The organism is Vreelandella aquamarina (assembly GCF_900110265.1).
Lineage (GTDB): Bacteria > Pseudomonadota > Gammaproteobacteria > Pseudomonadales > Halomonadaceae > Vreelandella > Vreelandella aquamarina.
This window is the reverse complement of the sequence record NZ_FODB01000007.1, coordinates 66,674-83,911: the sequence shown is the minus strand read 5'-3', so window position 1 is coordinate 83,911 and position 17,238 is coordinate 66,674. Positions and strand designations below refer to the sequence as shown.

The 17,238-nt window shown below is 55.5% G+C and carries 17 protein-coding genes; 5 read left to right on the top strand and 12 right to left on the bottom strand.

The window, feature by feature from the left end:
• Positions 1-87: 87 nt before the first annotated feature.
• Complete coding sequence (gene cadR / locus BMY49_RS03415; protein ID WP_074210454.1) at positions 88-495, bottom strand: Cd(II)/Pb(II)-responsive transcriptional regulator; 408 nt, start codon at positions 493-495, stop codon at positions 88-90.
• Positions 496-590: 95 nt separating this feature from the next.
• Between cadR and BMY49_RS03410 the strand changes: the two genes are divergently transcribed.
• The 4 genes from BMY49_RS03410 (at position 591) to BMY49_RS03390 (ending at position 3,691) form a co-directional block, all read left to right on the top strand.
• Complete coding sequence (locus tag BMY49_RS03410; protein ID WP_044630762.1) at positions 591-1,487, top strand: cation transporter; 897 nt, start codon at positions 591-593, stop codon at positions 1,485-1,487.
• Positions 1,488-1,490: 3 nt separating this feature from the next.
• Positions 1,491-2,003, top strand: coding sequence for a signal peptidase II (gene lspA / locus BMY49_RS03405; protein ID WP_003821921.1), 513 nt, complete (start codon positions 1,491-1,493; stop codon positions 2,001-2,003).
• A gap of 21 nt (positions 2,004-2,024) precedes the next feature.
• Positions 2,025-3,314 (top strand): ISL3-like element ISPpu12 family transposase, encoded by a 1,290-nt coding sequence (locus tag BMY49_RS03400; RefSeq protein ID WP_004574636.1) that lies wholly within the window; start codon positions 2,025-2,027, stop codon positions 3,312-3,314.
• A gap of 173 nt (positions 3,315-3,487) precedes the next feature.
• Positions 3,488-3,691 (top strand): cold-shock protein, encoded by a 204-nt coding sequence (locus BMY49_RS03390; protein WP_044630763.1) that lies wholly within the window; start codon positions 3,488-3,490, stop codon positions 3,689-3,691.
• A gap of 61 nt (positions 3,692-3,752) precedes the next feature.
• On the opposite strand, the gene BMY49_RS03385 is transcribed toward BMY49_RS03390, so the two are convergent.
• The 4 genes from BMY49_RS03385 to BMY49_RS03370 all read right to left on the bottom strand — a co-directional run bounded on the left by BMY49_RS03385 (position 3,753) and on the right by BMY49_RS03370 (position 8,690).
• A complete protein-coding gene (locus BMY49_RS03385; RefSeq protein WP_089674846.1) occupies positions 3,753-4,466 on the bottom strand; it encodes a hypothetical protein in 714 nt (237 codons plus the stop codon).
• Positions 4,467-4,496: 30 nt separating this feature from the next.
• The gene (gene yegS, locus BMY49_RS03380; RefSeq protein ID WP_058576428.1) at positions 4,497-5,456 is read right to left on the bottom strand and encodes a lipid kinase YegS; all 960 of its coding nucleotides are present in this window, start codon (positions 5,454-5,456) and stop codon (positions 4,497-4,499) included.
• A gap of 40 nt (positions 5,457-5,496) precedes the next feature.
• On the bottom strand, positions 5,497-8,127 hold the full coding sequence (gene pepN, locus BMY49_RS03375) for an aminopeptidase N (protein ID WP_089674844.1): 2,631 nt from the start codon (positions 8,125-8,127) through the stop codon (positions 5,497-5,499).
• A gap of 77 nt (positions 8,128-8,204) precedes the next feature.
• Positions 8,205-8,690, bottom strand: a complete 486-nt coding sequence (locus BMY49_RS03370) for a YajQ family cyclic di-GMP-binding protein (RefSeq protein ID WP_044630767.1) — start codon at positions 8,688-8,690, stop codon at positions 8,205-8,207.
• 209 nt (positions 8,691-8,899) lie between these two features.
• Here BMY49_RS03370 and cobO point away from each other — a divergent pair, with 209 nt between their 5' ends.
• On the top strand, positions 8,900-9,499 hold the full coding sequence (gene cobO, locus BMY49_RS03365; RefSeq protein WP_062361200.1) for a cob(I)yrinic acid a,c-diamide adenosyltransferase: 600 nt from the start codon (positions 8,900-8,902) through the stop codon (positions 9,497-9,499).
• 54 nt (positions 9,500-9,553) lie between these two features.
• Here cobO and BMY49_RS03360 read toward each other — a convergent pair whose 3' ends face one another.
• From BMY49_RS03360 to miaA, 7 genes are all read right to left on the bottom strand, one after another.
• Positions 9,554-10,849, bottom strand: coding sequence for an adenylosuccinate synthase (locus BMY49_RS03360; RefSeq protein WP_044629100.1), 1,296 nt, complete (start codon positions 10,847-10,849; stop codon positions 9,554-9,556).
• Positions 10,849-12,042, bottom strand: coding sequence for an ATP phosphoribosyltransferase regulatory subunit (locus BMY49_RS03355; RefSeq protein WP_044629099.1), 1,194 nt, complete (start codon positions 12,040-12,042; stop codon positions 10,849-10,851). Before BMY49_RS03355 ends, BMY49_RS03360 begins: the two co-directional genes overlap by 1 nt.
• Before the next feature lie 190 nt (positions 12,043-12,232).
• Positions 12,233-13,117 (bottom strand): protease modulator HflC, encoded by an 885-nt coding sequence (gene hflC, locus BMY49_RS03350; RefSeq protein WP_044629098.1) that lies wholly within the window; start codon positions 13,115-13,117, stop codon positions 12,233-12,235.
• A complete protein-coding gene (gene hflK, locus BMY49_RS03345; RefSeq protein WP_044629097.1) occupies positions 13,118-14,386 on the bottom strand; it encodes an FtsH protease activity modulator HflK in 1,269 nt (422 codons plus the stop codon).
• A 135-nt stretch (positions 14,387-14,521) separates the two neighbouring features.
• Complete coding sequence (gene hflX, locus BMY49_RS03340; RefSeq protein WP_044629096.1) at positions 14,522-15,832, bottom strand: ribosome rescue GTPase HflX; 1,311 nt, start codon at positions 15,830-15,832, stop codon at positions 14,522-14,524.
• Positions 15,833-15,868: 36 nt separating this feature from the next.
• Positions 15,869-16,117, bottom strand: a complete 249-nt coding sequence (gene hfq / locus BMY49_RS03335) for an RNA chaperone Hfq (protein WP_044629095.1) — start codon at positions 16,115-16,117, stop codon at positions 15,869-15,871.
• 151 nt (positions 16,118-16,268) lie between these two features.
• Positions 16,269-17,207, bottom strand: a complete 939-nt coding sequence (gene miaA, locus BMY49_RS03330; RefSeq protein WP_044629094.1) for a tRNA (adenosine(37)-N6)-dimethylallyltransferase MiaA — start codon at positions 17,205-17,207, stop codon at positions 16,269-16,271.
• Positions 17,208-17,238: the final 31 nt, after the last annotated feature.

Here is a 17,238-nt window from a genome sequence, read left to right as displayed (position 1 = left end):
GGGTAAGCGGATTAAATGGTTGATCTTACCTTTGCATGAGAGTGAGACAGACCGGCATCTCATCGGATTATCTGGTTGATGCTTCACCTACTGCTGGTGCATGTTTCCTTCGCTAATTCCAGCAAGAATCCCACACGCCTCAACCTCCCGGTCATCGTTGCAACTCGCTCTCAGTGAAACGAGTTGTTTCTCAAGCGCTTGCAGAGCGGTTATCTGCGACCGCACATGAGAGATGTGATCATCGAGCAAGGCGTTGACGGCGGTACAAGGCTGATGAGGGTCGTCCTGATAGCTCTGTAGTTCGTGAATCTCAGCCAGTGACAGGCCCAGGATTCTGCAGCGACGGATGAAGGCCAGCCCCTCACCATGCTTCTCGGTATAGACACGGTAACCGTTGTCCTGCCGATCAGGCGGCGGCAACAAGCCCTGCTGTTCATAGAAGCGGATCGTCTGTGTTTCGACCCCTACCAACTGCGCCAACTGACCAATGCGCATCAGCCTCCTCCCCAACGGATTCTTTACTCTATTGACCTTATAGTAGCTTTATAGTTTTAAATGGTACCACAACATTGTTCAAGTGGAGTCGTATCATGAGCAAATCCTGTGGTGGCGCCTGTGGCGGTGATGCAACGTCCGCAGCGGATACCGATATACAGGCCTCCTCCGAGGCGCCAGGGAGATGGGTCAGTGTTTATGCCGTGCCGAAGATGGACTGTCCATCAGAAGAACGAATGATTCGCCTAGCCCTGAACGGCTTTGAGGAGATTCGGGCGCTGTCCTTCGACTTGTCGAACCGCCGGCTGAAGGTCGTGCATGACGGCGAGGTCGAGCCCGTCACCTCGAAACTGAAGACCTTGGGGCTAGGCGCCTCGCTTCAGGAAACCGTCGCTGCAAATCCGGAGACCATCAAGGCCGCCGAGTTTTCGGCAGCTTCTGCTAAGCAAGAATCCGGGACCCTGCGCTGGTTGCTCGGCATCAATGCACTTCTGTTCGTGGTGGAAATGACTGCCGGTCTGATGGCTCAGTCAACTGGCCTCATTGCAGAGTCCCTGGACAATTTTGCTGATGCGGCAGTGTACGGACTCGCTCTTTATGCGGTTGGGCATAGCGTGAAAAGGCAGCTACGTGCCGCGCATGTTGCTGGTGTACTGCAACTGATCTTGGCTGTGGGCGTACTCATAGAGGTCGTGAGGCGCTTTGTATTCGGTAGTGAGCCTGAATCGCTGGTGATGATGGCTATCGCATTCGTCGCATTGATTGCCAATACCAGTTGTCTGCTGCTCATATCCAAACATCGGGAGGGCGGGGCGCACATGAAGGCAAGCTGGATATTCTCGGCCAACGACGTGGTGATCAACCTGGGGGTCATCACCGCCGGCGCCCTGGTCGTGTGGACCGGTTCCAATTATCCGGATCTGATTATCGGCACCATCGCGGGGGTCATTGTACTTAACGGTGCCAGACGCATTCTGGCGTTGAAGGGTTAAATAATGCTCATTATTGGCAAAAAGCTCTCGCCGTATGCCCTATTGTCCATATCGGGCCTGCTGGCAGCGTCTGATCAGGCTGTAAAGTGGCTGGTGCAGCAATCAATGGCCTATGGCGAGTATGTTTCGGTGACCCCGTTCTTTAACTGGGTGCACCTATGGAACACCGGTGCCGCATTCAGTCTTTTTGCGAATGGTGGAGGCTGGCAGCGCTACTTTTTTATCGGAATCGCGGTAGTGGTCTCGATTTTTCTGATCAAGCTGATCCTTGAAAATCGTCATAAAGGAGAAGCCATCGCTTACAGTCTTATCCTCGGTGGCGCCATGGGCAACCTGATTGACCGGGTCTTTCGCGGCTATGTTGTGGATTCCTTTGATTTCTATTGGCGAGACTGGCATTGGCCGGCCTTCAACCTGGCTGATATTGCAATTGTCCTCGGTGCCTTACTTTTCGTTTCCAGCAGCTTGTTGGGTAAAAAAGCAAACACCAATGCCGAGTCGGATGGATCTGACTGACACCTACGCCTATACAACACCATGACCGAACTTCCCGACAACATCCTTCACCTGCCGCAATACCAAGTACTGGGCTGCAAATCAACCGACGACGAAATGCACTTCCAGGTGGACGTGCCCGATCCCATCGCCTGCGAGGAATGCGGCGTGCAGGGTGAGTTCGTACGGTTCGGCAAGCGTGACGTTCCCTATCGTGATCTGCCCATCCACGGCAAGCGGGTCACTCTCTGGGTGGTCCGCCGCCGATACACCTGCCGGGCCTGCAAGACAACATTCAGGCCCCAGCTACCGGAGATGGTGGACGGATTCCGTATGACACTGCGGCTGCATGAGTACGTGGAGAAGGAATCCTTCAACCACCCCTACACCTTTGTGGCGGCACAGACCGGCCTGGACGAGAAGACGGTGCGCGACATCTTCAACGCCCGCGCCGAGTTCCTGGGGCGCTGGCACCGCTTCGAGACGCCCCGCATCCTGGGCATTGACGAGCTATACCTGAACAAGCGCTACCGCTGCATTCTGACCAACATTGAGGAGCGAACCCTGCTCGACCTGCTGGCCACCCGCCGCCAGGACGTGGTGACCAACTACCTGATGAAGCTGAAAGACCGGCAGAAGGTCGAGATCGTCAGCATGGACATGTGGAACCCCTACCGGGCAGCGGTCAAGGCTGTGCTGCCCCAGGCCCGTATCGTGGTCGATAAGTTCCATGTGGTGCGCATGGCCAACGATGCCCTAGAGAGAGTGCGCAAGGGCCTCAGAAAGGAGCTGAAACCGTCCCAGAGCCGGACTCTCAAGGGAGACCGGAAAATCCTGCTGAAACGCGCTCACGAAGTCTCAGACCGGGAGCGCCTCATCATGGAGACCTGGACAGGCGCGTTCCCGCAACTGCTGGCCGCCTACGAGCACAAGGAGCGCTTCTACGGCATCTGGGACGCCACCACACGGCTCCAGGCAGAAGCCGCCCTGGACGAGTGGATAGCCACCATCCCGAAGGGCCAAAAGGAAGTCTGGAGCGATCTGGTCAGGGCAGTGGGAAACTGGCGCGAAGAGACCATGACCTACTTCGAGACGGACATGCCCGTCACCAACGCTTACACGGAGTCCATCAACCGACTGGCCAAGGACAAGAACCGTGAAGGGCGCGGTTACTCCTTCGAGGTGATGCGGGCACGAATGCTCTACACCACGAAGCACAAGAAGAAGGCACCGACTGCGAAGGTCTCTCCTTTCTACAAGAAAACCATCGGTTACGGACTGCCGGACTTCGCAGAGGAACTCAACTACGGAGTCGATCTATCAACCATCTGAGGGTGGTATCAGATTGATGGGGTGAAGGTGCCCCATCAACCATTAAATCCGTATACCCAAAAAATCTTAACCACGTCACTACTGGACGTGCTGATTATTTGCTTCTAAAGTGGATTTGGTAGGTAGGCAATGAGCCACCTGCTCAATCATTAAGCACGCTAAGGATATGAACGATGGCAACTGGCACTGTCAAGTGGTTCAACGACACCAAAGGTTACGGCTTCATCTCTCCCGATGACGGCGGTGACGATCTCTTTGCCCACTTCTCCGAAATTCAAGCTGAAGGTTTTAAGACCCTGCAAGATGGTCAGAAAGTCAGTTTCGAGGTGACTCAGGGTAAAAAAGGCCTTCAGGCTTCCAACATTCGCGTTGCTTGAACCGCACCGAATGGATAAAGGCCCGGAATGCGGGCCTTTTTTATAGGTTGGGGTTTACTTCTTAAGACGATGTATCCAACGTGTCATCCGAGGAGCTTTCGGCCTCTTGCGCTTCGCTATCGTCATTGGTGGGGCGCTCACTCTCCAAGGCTTGGAACTGCTCTTCTAGGCGCTGCTGGGCCTCTTCGAATTGACGTTCGGTATCTTCGATGAGCGCATCCACATCTTGCGCTTCTAACCCACCTTCCACGGAAGAGCCTTCGGGTAAACTGCTTTCGCGCTCCCAGCTTGGCTCGATGGGATCGTTCTCCATGGGTGCCAGTTCGGGCGACTGCTGCTCGATTTCTTGAAACTGTTGCTCCAACTGACGCTGTGCCTCTTCGAAACGACGCTCAGTCTCGGCAATCACGTCATCGACATCAGAACGCGTGGTTTCACCCGGCATTGCGCTGGCTTCGTCAAGGGCTTCGTCGGGGTCGGCGGCCAGCGTCTCTTCGTCCGCCTGCAGGGGCTCCGAAGTTGACTCACTGACGGTGGAAGACAGGTCTTCCTGAACATTGGAAGGCTCGGACGCCTGACGTTCAATGTCGTCTTCCACCTGGGAGGGCGAAGGAACATCGTCACTACTGGTGTCAGGTGCAGCGGCTAGCGTCTCACTGGGCTGCTCGGCCGCGCTCTCTTCCGGTACGACATTTGCCTCTTCTTGACTGTCGCCGCAGGCACTCAGCAGTAGGGCCAAACTGGCCAGTAGCGGCATCCATACACGGTAGCTCATCGAGTCATGCTCCTTAATGGTTCGAATTCATTAGTGGCGGTCGTTGGCAGACAACAGCGAACAGCCTTCTGGTAAGCGTACCTTCAACGCTAGCGGGACGACTTCAGCGGTGAATCGTTGATAGCGTTTTGCCTCACCATCCAGGGTCAGCGGCCAAGGTTCATCATCGGACCGAGTGGTAACGGTCAACTGGCTGGCAGTGAAGTAGCGCACATAACGCCCTTCTGCGGGGAACTGCTGTAGCTCGCCTAGCAGCGCAGGGAGCTCCGTCACCGAATGAAAATCTTTGACCAGCAGAACGTCCAATCGCCCATCATCAAGCTTGGCACGAGGGGCCAGCACCTGCCCCCCACCCGATTGACGCCCATTGCCCAGTGCCAGCAGCAGCAGTGACGCGGCCTGCTCATGATCGCCCCAGTGCAACGTGCCGCGATAACTGCGATGCCGCCACGCCTTGAGCGCCCCCATCAGTGAGTAGGCTCCTCCCCCTAACATGCGTTTTAACGTTTTGGGGGTAGAGGAGGTAATTTCTGCGCCAAAACCACCGGTGGTCATATTGATGTAATAGCATACCGACGGTTCGCCACTGGTTTCTGCTGTCATACGAATCACATCGATGGGCGCAGACGGCAAGCGAACGGCATCCGCCAGTGCGCGATCCGGCTTCAAAGGTAACCCCACCGAAGTGGCAAAATCATTCGCGCTGCCCATCGGCACCACGCCCAAGCTCGGACGATGGTCATGGGGGATGCGCATTAGCCCGTTAACCACTTCGTTTACCGTGCCATCGCCGCCACAGGCGATCACACTGGTAGCTCCTAGTTCAACGGCTTGGGCCGCAAACTCGGCGGCATCGCCACCTTCCCAAGTAGCGCGAACAATCATCGGCGTCCCTGCCTTGCGCTGCGCTTCAACGGCCTCGCGTAGCGCCGGATTTCCGGCAGACTGACCGTTAATAATCAGTAAATAACACTGCTGTGAATCTGTCACCGGTGTCTTCCCTCTCCATGGTTAATTCACTGGATGCACGTTATGCCAGCGCTTTCTCGACCACCTCGAACACGTTGGACGACAGCGGTTCTTGTTTGATCCGCTCTAGCTCTGCACGCATTAACTGCTGACGCGCCTCATCAAAACGCTGCCAGCGGGTTAAGGGGGTGATTAACCGCGCGGCAATCTCTGGATTCAGGCGGTTTAGCTCAATCACCACATCTGCCAACAGCGCGTACCCTTTGCCATCCAAGCGATGGAAATTGACCCGATTTTGCGCAAAGGCACCTACTAACGCACGCACCTTGTTGGGGTTCTTGATGGAGAACGCTGGGTGCTGCATTAGGTACTTTACGCGCTCCAATACGTCCGGCTGAGGGCGCGATACCTGAATCGTAAACCACTGATCCATCACAAGCGGGTCGTGTGCCCACTTTTCACCAAACGCTTTCAGCGCGGGGTTAGCCAAATCATCACGGTCGCTGTGTACTAACAGTGTCAACGCATGGCGTACATCGGTCATATTATGATCAGCGGCAAACTGCGCTTCACAAAGTGCCACACTCTCGTCGTCCTCAATGGACATTAAGTAAGATAGCGCTATGTTTTTGAGACTGCGCTGGGCAATTTGTTCAGGCGTCGGCGCATAAGCTTCATCAGTGCTATTCTCTTTATACACGGCGATAAATTCATCACGCAGCGCCTGAGCCAAGGATTGGCGCACAAACTCACGCGCGGCGTGAATCGCATCCACATCGACAATCGGCTGCTGCTCGGCGATGTAGGCTTCCGATGGCAGCGTTAGCATCTCAGCCAGTACCGCCTTGTCATCCATGGAGGAAGTCAGGAGCGTTCTAAAGGCTTCTACCACCCGGCTATCCATGACCTTCTCTACCCCGTTGCGGTGGGCGGCGATCAAGTCATCCAGCGCCAACAGTGCGAGCCTTTGCCCCGCGTCCCAGCGGTTGAAACCATCGCTATCGTGGGTCAACAGAAAGGCCAAATCTTCGCGAGAGTATGGGAAGTGCAGTTTTACTGGGGCGGAGAAATCGCGCAGCAGCGATGGAACCGGCGCCTCTGCCACATCGGTGAAGATGAAGGTCTGCTCATCGTCGGTCAGGTGAATGACCGCGTCCTTACCCAGCTTTTCACCTTCAAGCGTCAGAGTAAGATCCTGACCGGACTTTGTGCCCACTAAGCCCATGCGCACAGGAATATGCAGCGGCTGCTTGTCGGGCTGGCCGGGAGTGGCGGGGGTACGCTGGCGCAGCGTCAAATGGTACTCGGCGTTGGCGTAGTCGTACTCACCGTGGGCATCGATTTCCGGCGTGCCCGCCTGGGAGTACCAGCGCATGAACTGGCTTAAATCGATGCCCGATACCTCGGCCATGCAGCCCACGAAGTCTTCGATCGTCACGGCCTGACCGTCAAAGCGCTCGAAATAGAGATCCGAGCCACGGCGGAAGGCCTCCCAGCCCAGCAGGTTACGCAGCATGCGCACAACTTCCGCCCCTTTTTCATAAATGGTCAGAGTGTAGAAGTTGGTGATCTCGATATAGTGATCCGGACGAACCGGATGCGCCGTGGGACCTGCATCTTCGGCAAATTGCGCGGTGCGGAAAAACGAGACGTCTTGAATGCGCTTGACAGGGGCTGAATTGATATCCGCAGAAAAACACTGATCGCGGAAGACCGTAAAACCTTCTTTTAGCGAGAGCTGGAACCAGTCGCGGCACGTCACGCGATTCCCCGACCAGTTGTGGAAGTATTCGTGGGCCACAATGCTTTCGACATTCTGAAACGCCGCATCGGTGGCGGTATTGGGGTGGGTCAGCACGGCAGCGGAGTTAAAGATGTTTAATCCTTTGTTCTCCATCGCCCCCATATTGAAGTCATTCACCGCCACGATCATAAACAGATCTAAGTCATACTCGCGGCCGTAGGTCTCTTCATCCCAAGTCATTGCCCGCTTTAGCGAGGCCATGGCGTGGTCGGTCTTATCGAGATTCTCTTGTTCCACCCAGAGCTGTAACGTCACGTTACGGCCACTCATGGTGGTGAAGTGATCTTCGACCTTGGTTAAATCTCCTGCCACCAGCGCAAAAAGATAGCAGGGCTTGGGGTGCGGATCTTCCCAGGTCACAAAGTGCCGGCCGCTCTCTAAGGTGCCCTGATCAACTGGGTTACCGTTCGCCAACAGCACTGGCTCCCGCTGCGCATCACCTATCACGGTGACCTTAAACGTGGCCATGACATCCGGGCGGTCAGGGTAATAGGTGATACGGCGAAATCCTTCCGCTTCGCACTGCGTGCAGTACATGCCGTTCGATTGATACAGCCCTTCTAAGGCAGTGTTACTGCTAGGAGAAATCTCGACTTCGCTCTCCAGGGTAAACGCTGCCGGAACACTGGGAATTGTGAGCGTCTCATCGGTGAGCTGGTAATCGGCCTCAGCGAGCGCCTGGCCGTTGATCGCGAGCGCGTGCAGCGTCAGGTGTTCGCCGTTCAGCACCAGCGGCGTAGTTTGTTCAGCACTGGCGTGGCGCTCTACGGTAAGGCGTGCTTTAACACGGGTCGCGGTGGGGTCAAGATCAAACGTCAGCTCGGTATGGGTCACTTGGTAGGCGGGCGGCTGATAGTCGCTTAAATAAACCGGCTGCGGATCAGACATAATGCGAAACTCCTGTAAGCTTTAAGTAGTCGAGTAGCGCAAACGCTGCGCTACTCAATGAATATTTCTTATAATCGTTAATCGCGGAAATTATCAAACTGCAGCGGCAAATCAGGCCCTTCTTCACCGCGCAGTAGTGCCATCACACTCTGCAAATCATCGCGCTTTTTACCCGTTACGCGCACCTTCTCGCCCTGAATTTGAGCCTGTACTTTCAACTTACTGCCTTTGATACGCTTTACCACATCTTTGGCTTCTGCTTGGTCGAGGCCCTGCTTGAGCTCTACTTCCTGGCGCGCCTTCACACCAGACAGCACCGCGTCTTTAACGTCCATGCAACGTGCGTCGATACCGCGGGCAATCAGTCGGTTACGCAACACGTCCAGCATTTGCTTGAGCTGGAAATCTACTTCGGCCTCGAGCAGCACCTTATCGCCTTCCAACGTGAAGCTGGCATCGACGCCTTTAAAGTCAAACCGTGACTGTACTTCACGGTTTGCTTGGTCAACCGCATTGGCGGCTTCGTGCTGATCGAATTCTGACACGATATCAAATGAGGGCATGACACTATTCCTGACAAGACATGACCCACCATTCTAGAGCAGCAAGCCCCCAACCGGCCAATTCTCTTAGAAAAAGCTGGACAAAAACTCTGCAAGCCGGTCACATCAAGCTTAAAAGCTATACAAACACCTCTCAGGGCGATGTTAAATTGTGCGCCTCTGTCGTAACCTGCTGACATAGCCCTGTACTCTTTCAACGAGGAGAGACCATGAGTGATCGCGATACCCGCCATAAAGCATCGATGGAAAAACTCAAAGCGCGAGTGGACGAAAAAGTCGCCAATGCCACCGAGCAGCGCGGAATGCTGCTCATCAACACGGGCAACGGAAAAGGCAAAACCACCGCCGCCTGGGGCACCGTCACGCGCGCGCTGGGTTATGGCTACAAAGTAGGCGTGGTGCAGTTCATCAAGGGGTTATGGGAGTGTGGCGAGCGCAATCGGCTGGAAGACGATCCTCATTTGAGCGTCGCTATCATGGCAACCGGCTTTACCTGGGATACGCAAAATCGCGAAGCGGACACCGCCGCCTGTCTGGAGGTCTGGCAAGAAGCGCAGAAAATGCTGGCAGACCCCGAGATGTATCTCGTGGTGTTGGACGAACTCACCTACATGCTGAAGTTTGGCTATCTCGATATCGCCACGGTCAAACAGGCGCTACTGGACCGTCCGCAGGAACAAACCGTGATCATTACCGGGCGAAATGCCCACCGTGAGCTAGTGGCCATGGCCGACACCGTGACCGACATGCAGGAGGTGCGACACGCTTTTAACAACGGCCTTCAGGCCCGGCGAGGCATCGATTTCTAAGCACGAAAAAGGGCGACCAAGCCGCCCTTTTAGTATCACCTGAAGGTGTACGACCTAGCCTTCGAACGGGTTGCGCAGCACGATGGTTTCAATACGATCGGGACCGGTAGAAATGATATCGATGCTAGTGCCTACCTGCTCTTCGAGGAAGCTGATGTATGCACGGGCATTAGCCGGTAAGTCTTCCACCTTCTTAGCGCCCAGCGTGGACTCTTTCCAGCCTGGCAGATCGTGATAGACCGGCTCTACCGCTTCGTAGCCCTCTGAATCCACCGGGTTATCCAGCACGTCGCCATCTTTGCTGCGGTAGCCGACACACACGCGGATATTTTCCAAGCCATCCAGTACGTCCAGCTTGGTCAGGCAGATACCCGATACCGAGTTGATCTGTACCGCGTGACGCAAGGCAACGGCATCAAACCAGCCACAGCGACGCGGGCGGCCCGTAGTAGCACCAAACTCATGGCCACGCTCAGCTAGGTGACGGCCGTGATCGTCAAACAGCTCGGTGGGGAACGGGCCGGAGCCGACACGAGTGGTATAGGCTTTGGTAATACCCAGCACGTAGTCCAGGTAGAGCGGACCAACACCAGAACCAGTCGCCGTACCACCCGCGGTGGTGTTCGAACTGGTCACATAGGGGTAGGTACCGTGGTCGATATCCAGCAGCGAGCCTTGAGCACCCTCAAACAGGATATTCTCACCGGCTTTACGCAGGTCATGAACCATACTGACCGTATCGCTGACCATCGGACGCAGCTCCTCGGCCATTTGCATGGCGCTATCCAGCACTTCCTGGAAGTCTACCGCCGGCTCACCGTGGTAATTCACCAGTACAAAGTTGTGGTAGTCGAGCACTTCACCGAGTTTGGAGGCAAACCGCTCGCGATGAAGCATATCGCCCAAACGCAGGCCGCGACGAGCCACTTTGTCTTCGTACGCCGGGCCAATACCACGACCAGTAGTACCGATTTTGGCAACACCGCGGGCTTTCTCACGCGCTTGGTCTAGGCGCACATGGTAAGGCAGAATCAGCGGGCACGCCGGAGAAAGACGCAGGCGCTCACGCACGGGCACGCCCTTCGCTTCCAACTCGCGGATCTCTTTGATCAGCGCTTCCGGCGAGAGCACAACACCGTTGCCAATCACGCAGGTTTTACCAGGGCGCAGCACGCCTGAAGGAATCAGGTGAAGAACGGTTTTCTCACCGTCGATGACCAGCGTGTGGCCTGCGTTATGGCCGCCTTGGAAGCGCACCACAGCAGAGGCGGATTCGGTGAGCAGGTCAACGATCTTGCCTTTGCCTTCATCACCCCATTGGGTACCCAGGACTACGACATTCTTACCCATTATGCACTCGTCTCTTGTGTCAGGGTCGTTGTCTGCCAACGACCATCGATAAACTCAAGACGGCGGTCACAGCTGTGCTCCGCCGGCCCAGTACGCTGCCCAGGCAGCGCTTGAATTACGCGTTCACCCTGCTCACGCAGCGCCACAATGGCAGCGTTAAGCGACTCTTCTTCTTGGGCAGGAGCCCAAATTGCACCCCGGCTGGGTGAAGCCAGTGCCAGCGATGCCAGTTGTTTCAGGTCCATCGAGAAACCGGTGGCAGGCCGTGCACGGCCAAACGCGCGCCCGGTATCATCATAGCGCCCGCCTTTGGCCAGCGCATGGCCATAACCCGGCACGTAAGCCGCGAACATCATACCGGTGTGGTATTGATAGCCGCGCAGCTCTGCCAGATCAAAATAGAGCGAGACATCAAAGCGCGCCAGAACGCCTTTATAAAGCGCTTCTAGCTGGTCGAGGGCTGCAGTTACAGGCGCAGGCGCACCTGCAAAGCGCTCGCGGGCCTGGGCCAACACACTGGCATCGCCATGTAACTCACCCAAGGCCATCAGCATATCGGCCAGCACAGGATCGCTCACACTGTCGTTCACTTGCTCTGCTAGCTGACCCGGTGATTTTAACGCCAAGGCCTCAAATAGCGCACGCTCTTGCTCATCGCTGAGTGCAGCGGCCTCTACAAGGCTACGGTAAATACCAATGTGGCCCAACGCCAGGTGAATTTCATCAGCGCCCGCCGCATGCAGACTTGCTAATGCTAAGTGGATAATTTCACTATCAGCCTCTAAGCCTGCATGACCAAACAGCTCCACACCAACCTGTACGGGGCTTCGGCCGCCCTGATGCTGGTCGGCCTTTGCGCGCAGCACATTGGTGCAGTAACACAGACGCACCGGGCCTTGGCGTTTTAGGGAGTGAGCATCCATACGCGCAACTTGAGGCGTCACATCGGCAGATGCGCCCATCATACGGCCCGTCAGTTGGTCGGTAAGCTTGAACGTTTGAAGGTCGAGGTCTGTGCCGGTACCTGTCAGCAAGGAGTCCAAAAACTCCACCGGCGGCGGCATTACTTGGTCGTAGCCCCAGCAATGGTAAAGATCAAGCAGCGCACGGCGCAGCTCTTCCATGCGGCTTGCCTGAGGCGGCAGCACCTCATCCATGCCGTCGGGCAATAGCCAGCGGTCAGCGATGGTCATGTGAACAATCCTGCGAGACGATGAAGGCCCCTTCTGACGACACCACCAACAGCCTCACAAGGCGCTGCGTGGAAACGTTCACGAAACGAGGGCCACAAAAAAACCGGGCGACGCCCGGTAGATAAAGTCTATCACGTTTATGCGCTAGATGAACCCCGCCAAGCACACCGCTTGACGGGGTTCCGCGCCATTACTCAGCGCTATTAGGCACTGCGCTACGCAGGTAGCGGAAGAAGTCGCTATCCGGCTCAAGCACCAGCAGGTTGCCATCGCCAGAGAAGCTTTCACGATAGGCGTTTAGACTGCGCCAGAAAGCGAAAAACTCCTGATCCTGGCCGTAAGCCTGGGAGAAGATCGCAGCTGCCTCGGCGTCACCTTCACCACGCAGGGTTTCGGCGCGCTCGTTTGCTTGAGCAAGCAGAACCTGACGGCGGCGGTCGGCGTTAGCACGAATACGCTCAGCTTCTTCTTGACCCTGGGCGCGCCACTCACGGGCTTCACGCTCCCGCTCTGAACGCATACGCTCGAACACAGCGGCAGAGACATCTTCCGGCAGGTCGATACGCTTGATACGGATATCGCGAATCGCCACGCCGAGCTCTTCACGCATCAGCTCGTCAAGCTCTGCTGTCGGGCCTGTCATTAGGTCATCACGGCGCTCGGCAATGATTTCCTGAAGGTTCAAGCGACCAAACTCGTTACGCAGACTCTCATCGACCCGTGGCTGAATCAGGCGAATCGCCATCATCTCATCACCTGCGGTCGCCTCGTAGTAGCGAGTGGGGTTAATCACTTGCCACTTTACGTAGGAGTCTACGATTACCGCTTTCTGCTCAAGGGTCAGGTAACGGCTGGTATCGGTATCCAGTGTCAGCAAACGCGTGTCAAATTTACGAATTGTCTGAGCAATCGGAATTTTGGCATGCAGGCCCGGCTGAATATTCTCTTCGATGACTTCACCAAAACGCAGCTTCACCGCACGCTCGGTTTCATCCACTACGTATAGGCTGTTACTTGCTAGCCACGCCACGGCGGCCAAGCCACCTACGATAAGCAGGGATCGATTATTAATCATTTAGCGGCCCTCCCTGCGGATAGGGTTATTACTAGACGACGATGAGGAGCTGCTTTGGCTGCCCCGCAGCGACTCCAGCACGCGCGGATCAATCGCATCGCTGCTGCTATCGCCACTGCTATCAGTCGTTGAACTGCTGTCACTACCACTGTTACCGCGCATCTGGTCTAGCGGCAGGTACATCAGCGGAGCATTTTCGCTCACATCCAACAGCACCTTGGGCGTGCTACCAAACACTTCTTCAATTGCATCCAGATACATACGTTCACGCATGACCTCTGGCGCATTACGGTACTCAGTTAACAGCGCATTAAAACGGTTGGCTTGACCTTGCGCTTCAGCGACTACTGACTCCCGGTAACCCTGGCCCTGCTCTACAACACGCTGAGCTTGGCCTTGTGCAGCTGGGATGATCGCGTTGGCATAAGCCATACCTTCGTTGATGGTCCGCTGGCGATCTTCGCGAGCACGAATAACGTCATCAAAGGCATCAATAACCGGTGCAGGTGCAGATGTTGATTCAATGTTGATGGTTTGCAGACGAATACCGGCACCATAGGCATCTAAGTATGCTTGCAGACGGCTCGCCACCGAGCTACCCAAAATCTCACGACCAGAGGTCAGGATATCAATCATATCCGTACCACCGACCACATGACGCAGTGCAGAATCCAGCGCATTCTCAATAGAGAGAGCGGGATTACGTACGTTAAGTACAAAGTCACGCGGGTTGGCGACTTGGTACTGCGCAGAGATTTCCACTTCAACGATGTTCTCGTCGCGAGTCAGCATGGACTGGGTCTGAGAGACGGAACGAACGCGTGTTACGTTTACCATGCGCACATCATCAATCAGCGGTGGATTCCACTGCAGGCCTGGCTCAACAATGCCTTGGTACTCACCAAAGCGCAGTACAACCCCACGCTCAGACTGGTCAACCAAGTAAAAGCCTGAGGCAGCCCAAATGGCAAGCGCAACAATAATCAAGAGGCCCGGCAACGCAAAGGAATTGCGAGGTTTACCGCCCCCGCTTTTACCATTACCGCCCCCGCCACTTTTCTTATTGCCGCCGCCAAGCATGCCGTTCAGCTTGTCTTGGAATTTTTTCAGCGCTTCGTCAAGATCGGGTGGCCCTTGATTGTTGCCACCTTTATTGCCGTTATTGCCACCACCATTGCTCCCACCGCGATCGCCGCCGCTGTTACCACGTCGACCACCACCACTCCAGGGGTCGTGCTGGTTGCCACCACCGGGCTCATTCCAGGCCATACTTCGTCTCCACTAAGGTGTTCACCTGCACTTTGCCTTGTGCTTATGCAAGGCCGGGTGCTTTTGATATTGTTGCTATATCAATCGTGTACCGCAACTCCACAGTCAATGACTGTGGAGTAGGTACTTGATGGGCTACCATTCGTCAGATTCGCGTAATGCTTCTGGTAAATAGGTATTGGCACGCTCACCCAGTTGAGCCATCAACTGGTTAAAGTCGCGCCTGGGCAAGCGCACATCCAACACGGAGCGCCCTTGCTCATCAAAACTCTCTTCGCGTACGGCGTTAAGCTCATGCAAGCCAGCGCGTAACTTACCCTGCTCTGGTGACAGTGTAAGCGAAAAACCAATCACGTCATTGGCAAGGCGCTCGGTCAAAGCTTCATGCAATAGATCAAGCCCGTGGCCCTGCTGAGCAGACAGCCAAACTACCTCTGGCACGCCATGGCCGTCGCGCTCAATGCGCGGGGCGCTGTCTAGCTTGTCGATTTTATTCATGACTTTGAGCACCGGCACGCTGTCAGCACCGATCTCTTTGAGCACATTATCGACTTGCTCAACGTTTAGCTCTCGATCTGGGTCAGCTGCATCGATGACATGCACCAGCAAAGTTGCCTCGGCCGCCTCTTGCAGCGTCGCCTGAAAGGCCTCCACCAGCTTATGCGGCAAATGGCGAATAAAACCAACCGTATCCGCCATAACAACGGGCCCAACGTCTTCGATTTCAAGCCGACGGAGCGTTGGATCCAGGGTAGCAAACAGTTGATCAGCCGCATAAACCTCAGCGCTGGTCAACGCGTTAAACAGCGTCGACTTACCCGCGTTGGTATAACCCACCAGCGAAACACTGTGGATCTCCGCCCGAGCCCGAGCACGCCGATTCTGCTCGCGCTGGCTGCGTACTTTATCGAGCCGTTTATGAATAGATTTAATGCGGCCGCGCAGCAGCCGTCGGTCAGTCTCTAGCTGGGTTTCGCCAGGACCGCGCAGGCCAATGCCGCCTTTTTGGCGCTCAAGGTGTGTCCAGCCGCGAATCAGGCGTGTGGACATATACTCAAGCTGGGCAAGCTCTACTTGCAGCTTACCTTCATGTGTTCGTGCCCGCTGCGCAAAAATATCGAGAATCAGACCGGTGCGATCCAAGACACGACACTTGAGTTCCTTCTCAAGGTTACGCTGCTGGGAAGGGCTTAAACTGTGGTTGAAGATCACCAGTTCCGCTTGATGAGCTGCGAGCATTGCCCGCAGCTCATCCAACTTACCTGACCCAATAAACGTACGGGAATCAGGGCGCTGTCGGCTGGCTGTGAGCAATGTCGCGGGCTCTGCGCCAGCAGAGCGCACGAGCTCCAAGAACTCACCCGGGTCTTCACGCGCCTGCTCATCATAGAAATCTACGTGAACAAGAACTGCCGTTTCACCGGCTTCTGGGCGTTCAAAAAACAATCAATACCTCGTGGACTCTCTTGCTATCCAGCAGTGTTAGAGTTCAGCATCAGATGCTGAAGGGTCTTGTGCCGGCAAACGCACATTGCGTGAAGGCACTACCGTGGAAATAGCGTGTTTATAAACCATCTGACTGACGGTATTGCGCAACAAGATGACAAACTGGTCAAACGATTCAATCTGGCCCTGCAGCTTAATGCCGTTTACCAGGAAAATAGAGACCGGAATGCGCTCCTTGCGCAAGATGTTCAGGTACGGGTCTTGAAGGGACTGCCCTTTGGACATGTTGCTCTCCCTAAAACTGTCGTTGGGGTTGGTTATCAAATGGCGTGCCCTACTGGTGCTACGCCGCAATCTTGTTGCCCGAAAGGCCCGGTGTGTCAAAAGCGCTCGCCGGCCACTCGAAATCACTTGCTTACGAAATCACTATCTTACGCTAAGCACCGCTGTCACGCACGAATTTCAGAAGCTTATCCAATGCGTCTGGCTGCTGCGAGTCTATCCAGTTAAGTGACGGCCAGCTACGCAACCAAGTGAGCTGACGCTTCGCTAGCTGCCGAGTGGCAATGACCCCTCGTGACACCAGCTCGCCCTGATCGTAAGCGCCGTCTAAATATTCCCATACTTGACGGTAGCCAACACTCTTCATCGATGGCAAGCCAAGATGAATATCATTACGCTTTCTGAGGGCAGCCACCTCATCTATCAAGCCCTCACCCAACATTGTTTCAAAACGTTGGGCAATACGTTGATGAAGTATCTTACGATCATTAGGCGCTAGCGCTATCGACAACACCCGCCACGGAAAGGTTTCAGGCTGCTGTTCGGCCCACAGTTCGCTCATGGGTCGACCGCTGGCGTAAAACACCTCCAAAGCCCGCATTAATCGCTGGGGGTCATTAGGATGAATACGCGCCGCCGAAGCCGGGTCCACTTCAGCGAGTGCGCGATGCAAGCCCGCTAAGCCTTCGGCTTGTCGCTTCACTTCAAGCTGTTCACGAATAGCGGCATCCGCAGAAGGCAGGTTCGCGACACCTTCCACTAAGCGTTTAAAGTAAAGCATTGTGCCGCCTACCAGCAGCGGCACTTTCCCAGCCGCGCTGATTTGCCGCATCTCTTGCAGGGCGTCTTCACGAAAATCTGCCGCGGAGTAAGGGTCGGCAGGGTCGCGAATATCAATAAGCCGATGGGGTGCCCGCGCAAGCTCCTCAGCGCTGGGCTTAGCGCTGCCCACATCCATTCCCCGGTAGACCATGGCGGAATCCACGCTGATGAGCTCGTGACCTAACTGCTCGTGGAGCGCTATTGCCGCGTCGGTTTTTCCAGCGGCAGTAGGCCCCATCAAAAATATCGCCCAGGGGCGTGTATCAGCCATCTGTTTACCGCACTCCGTTTATTGTCTTCAT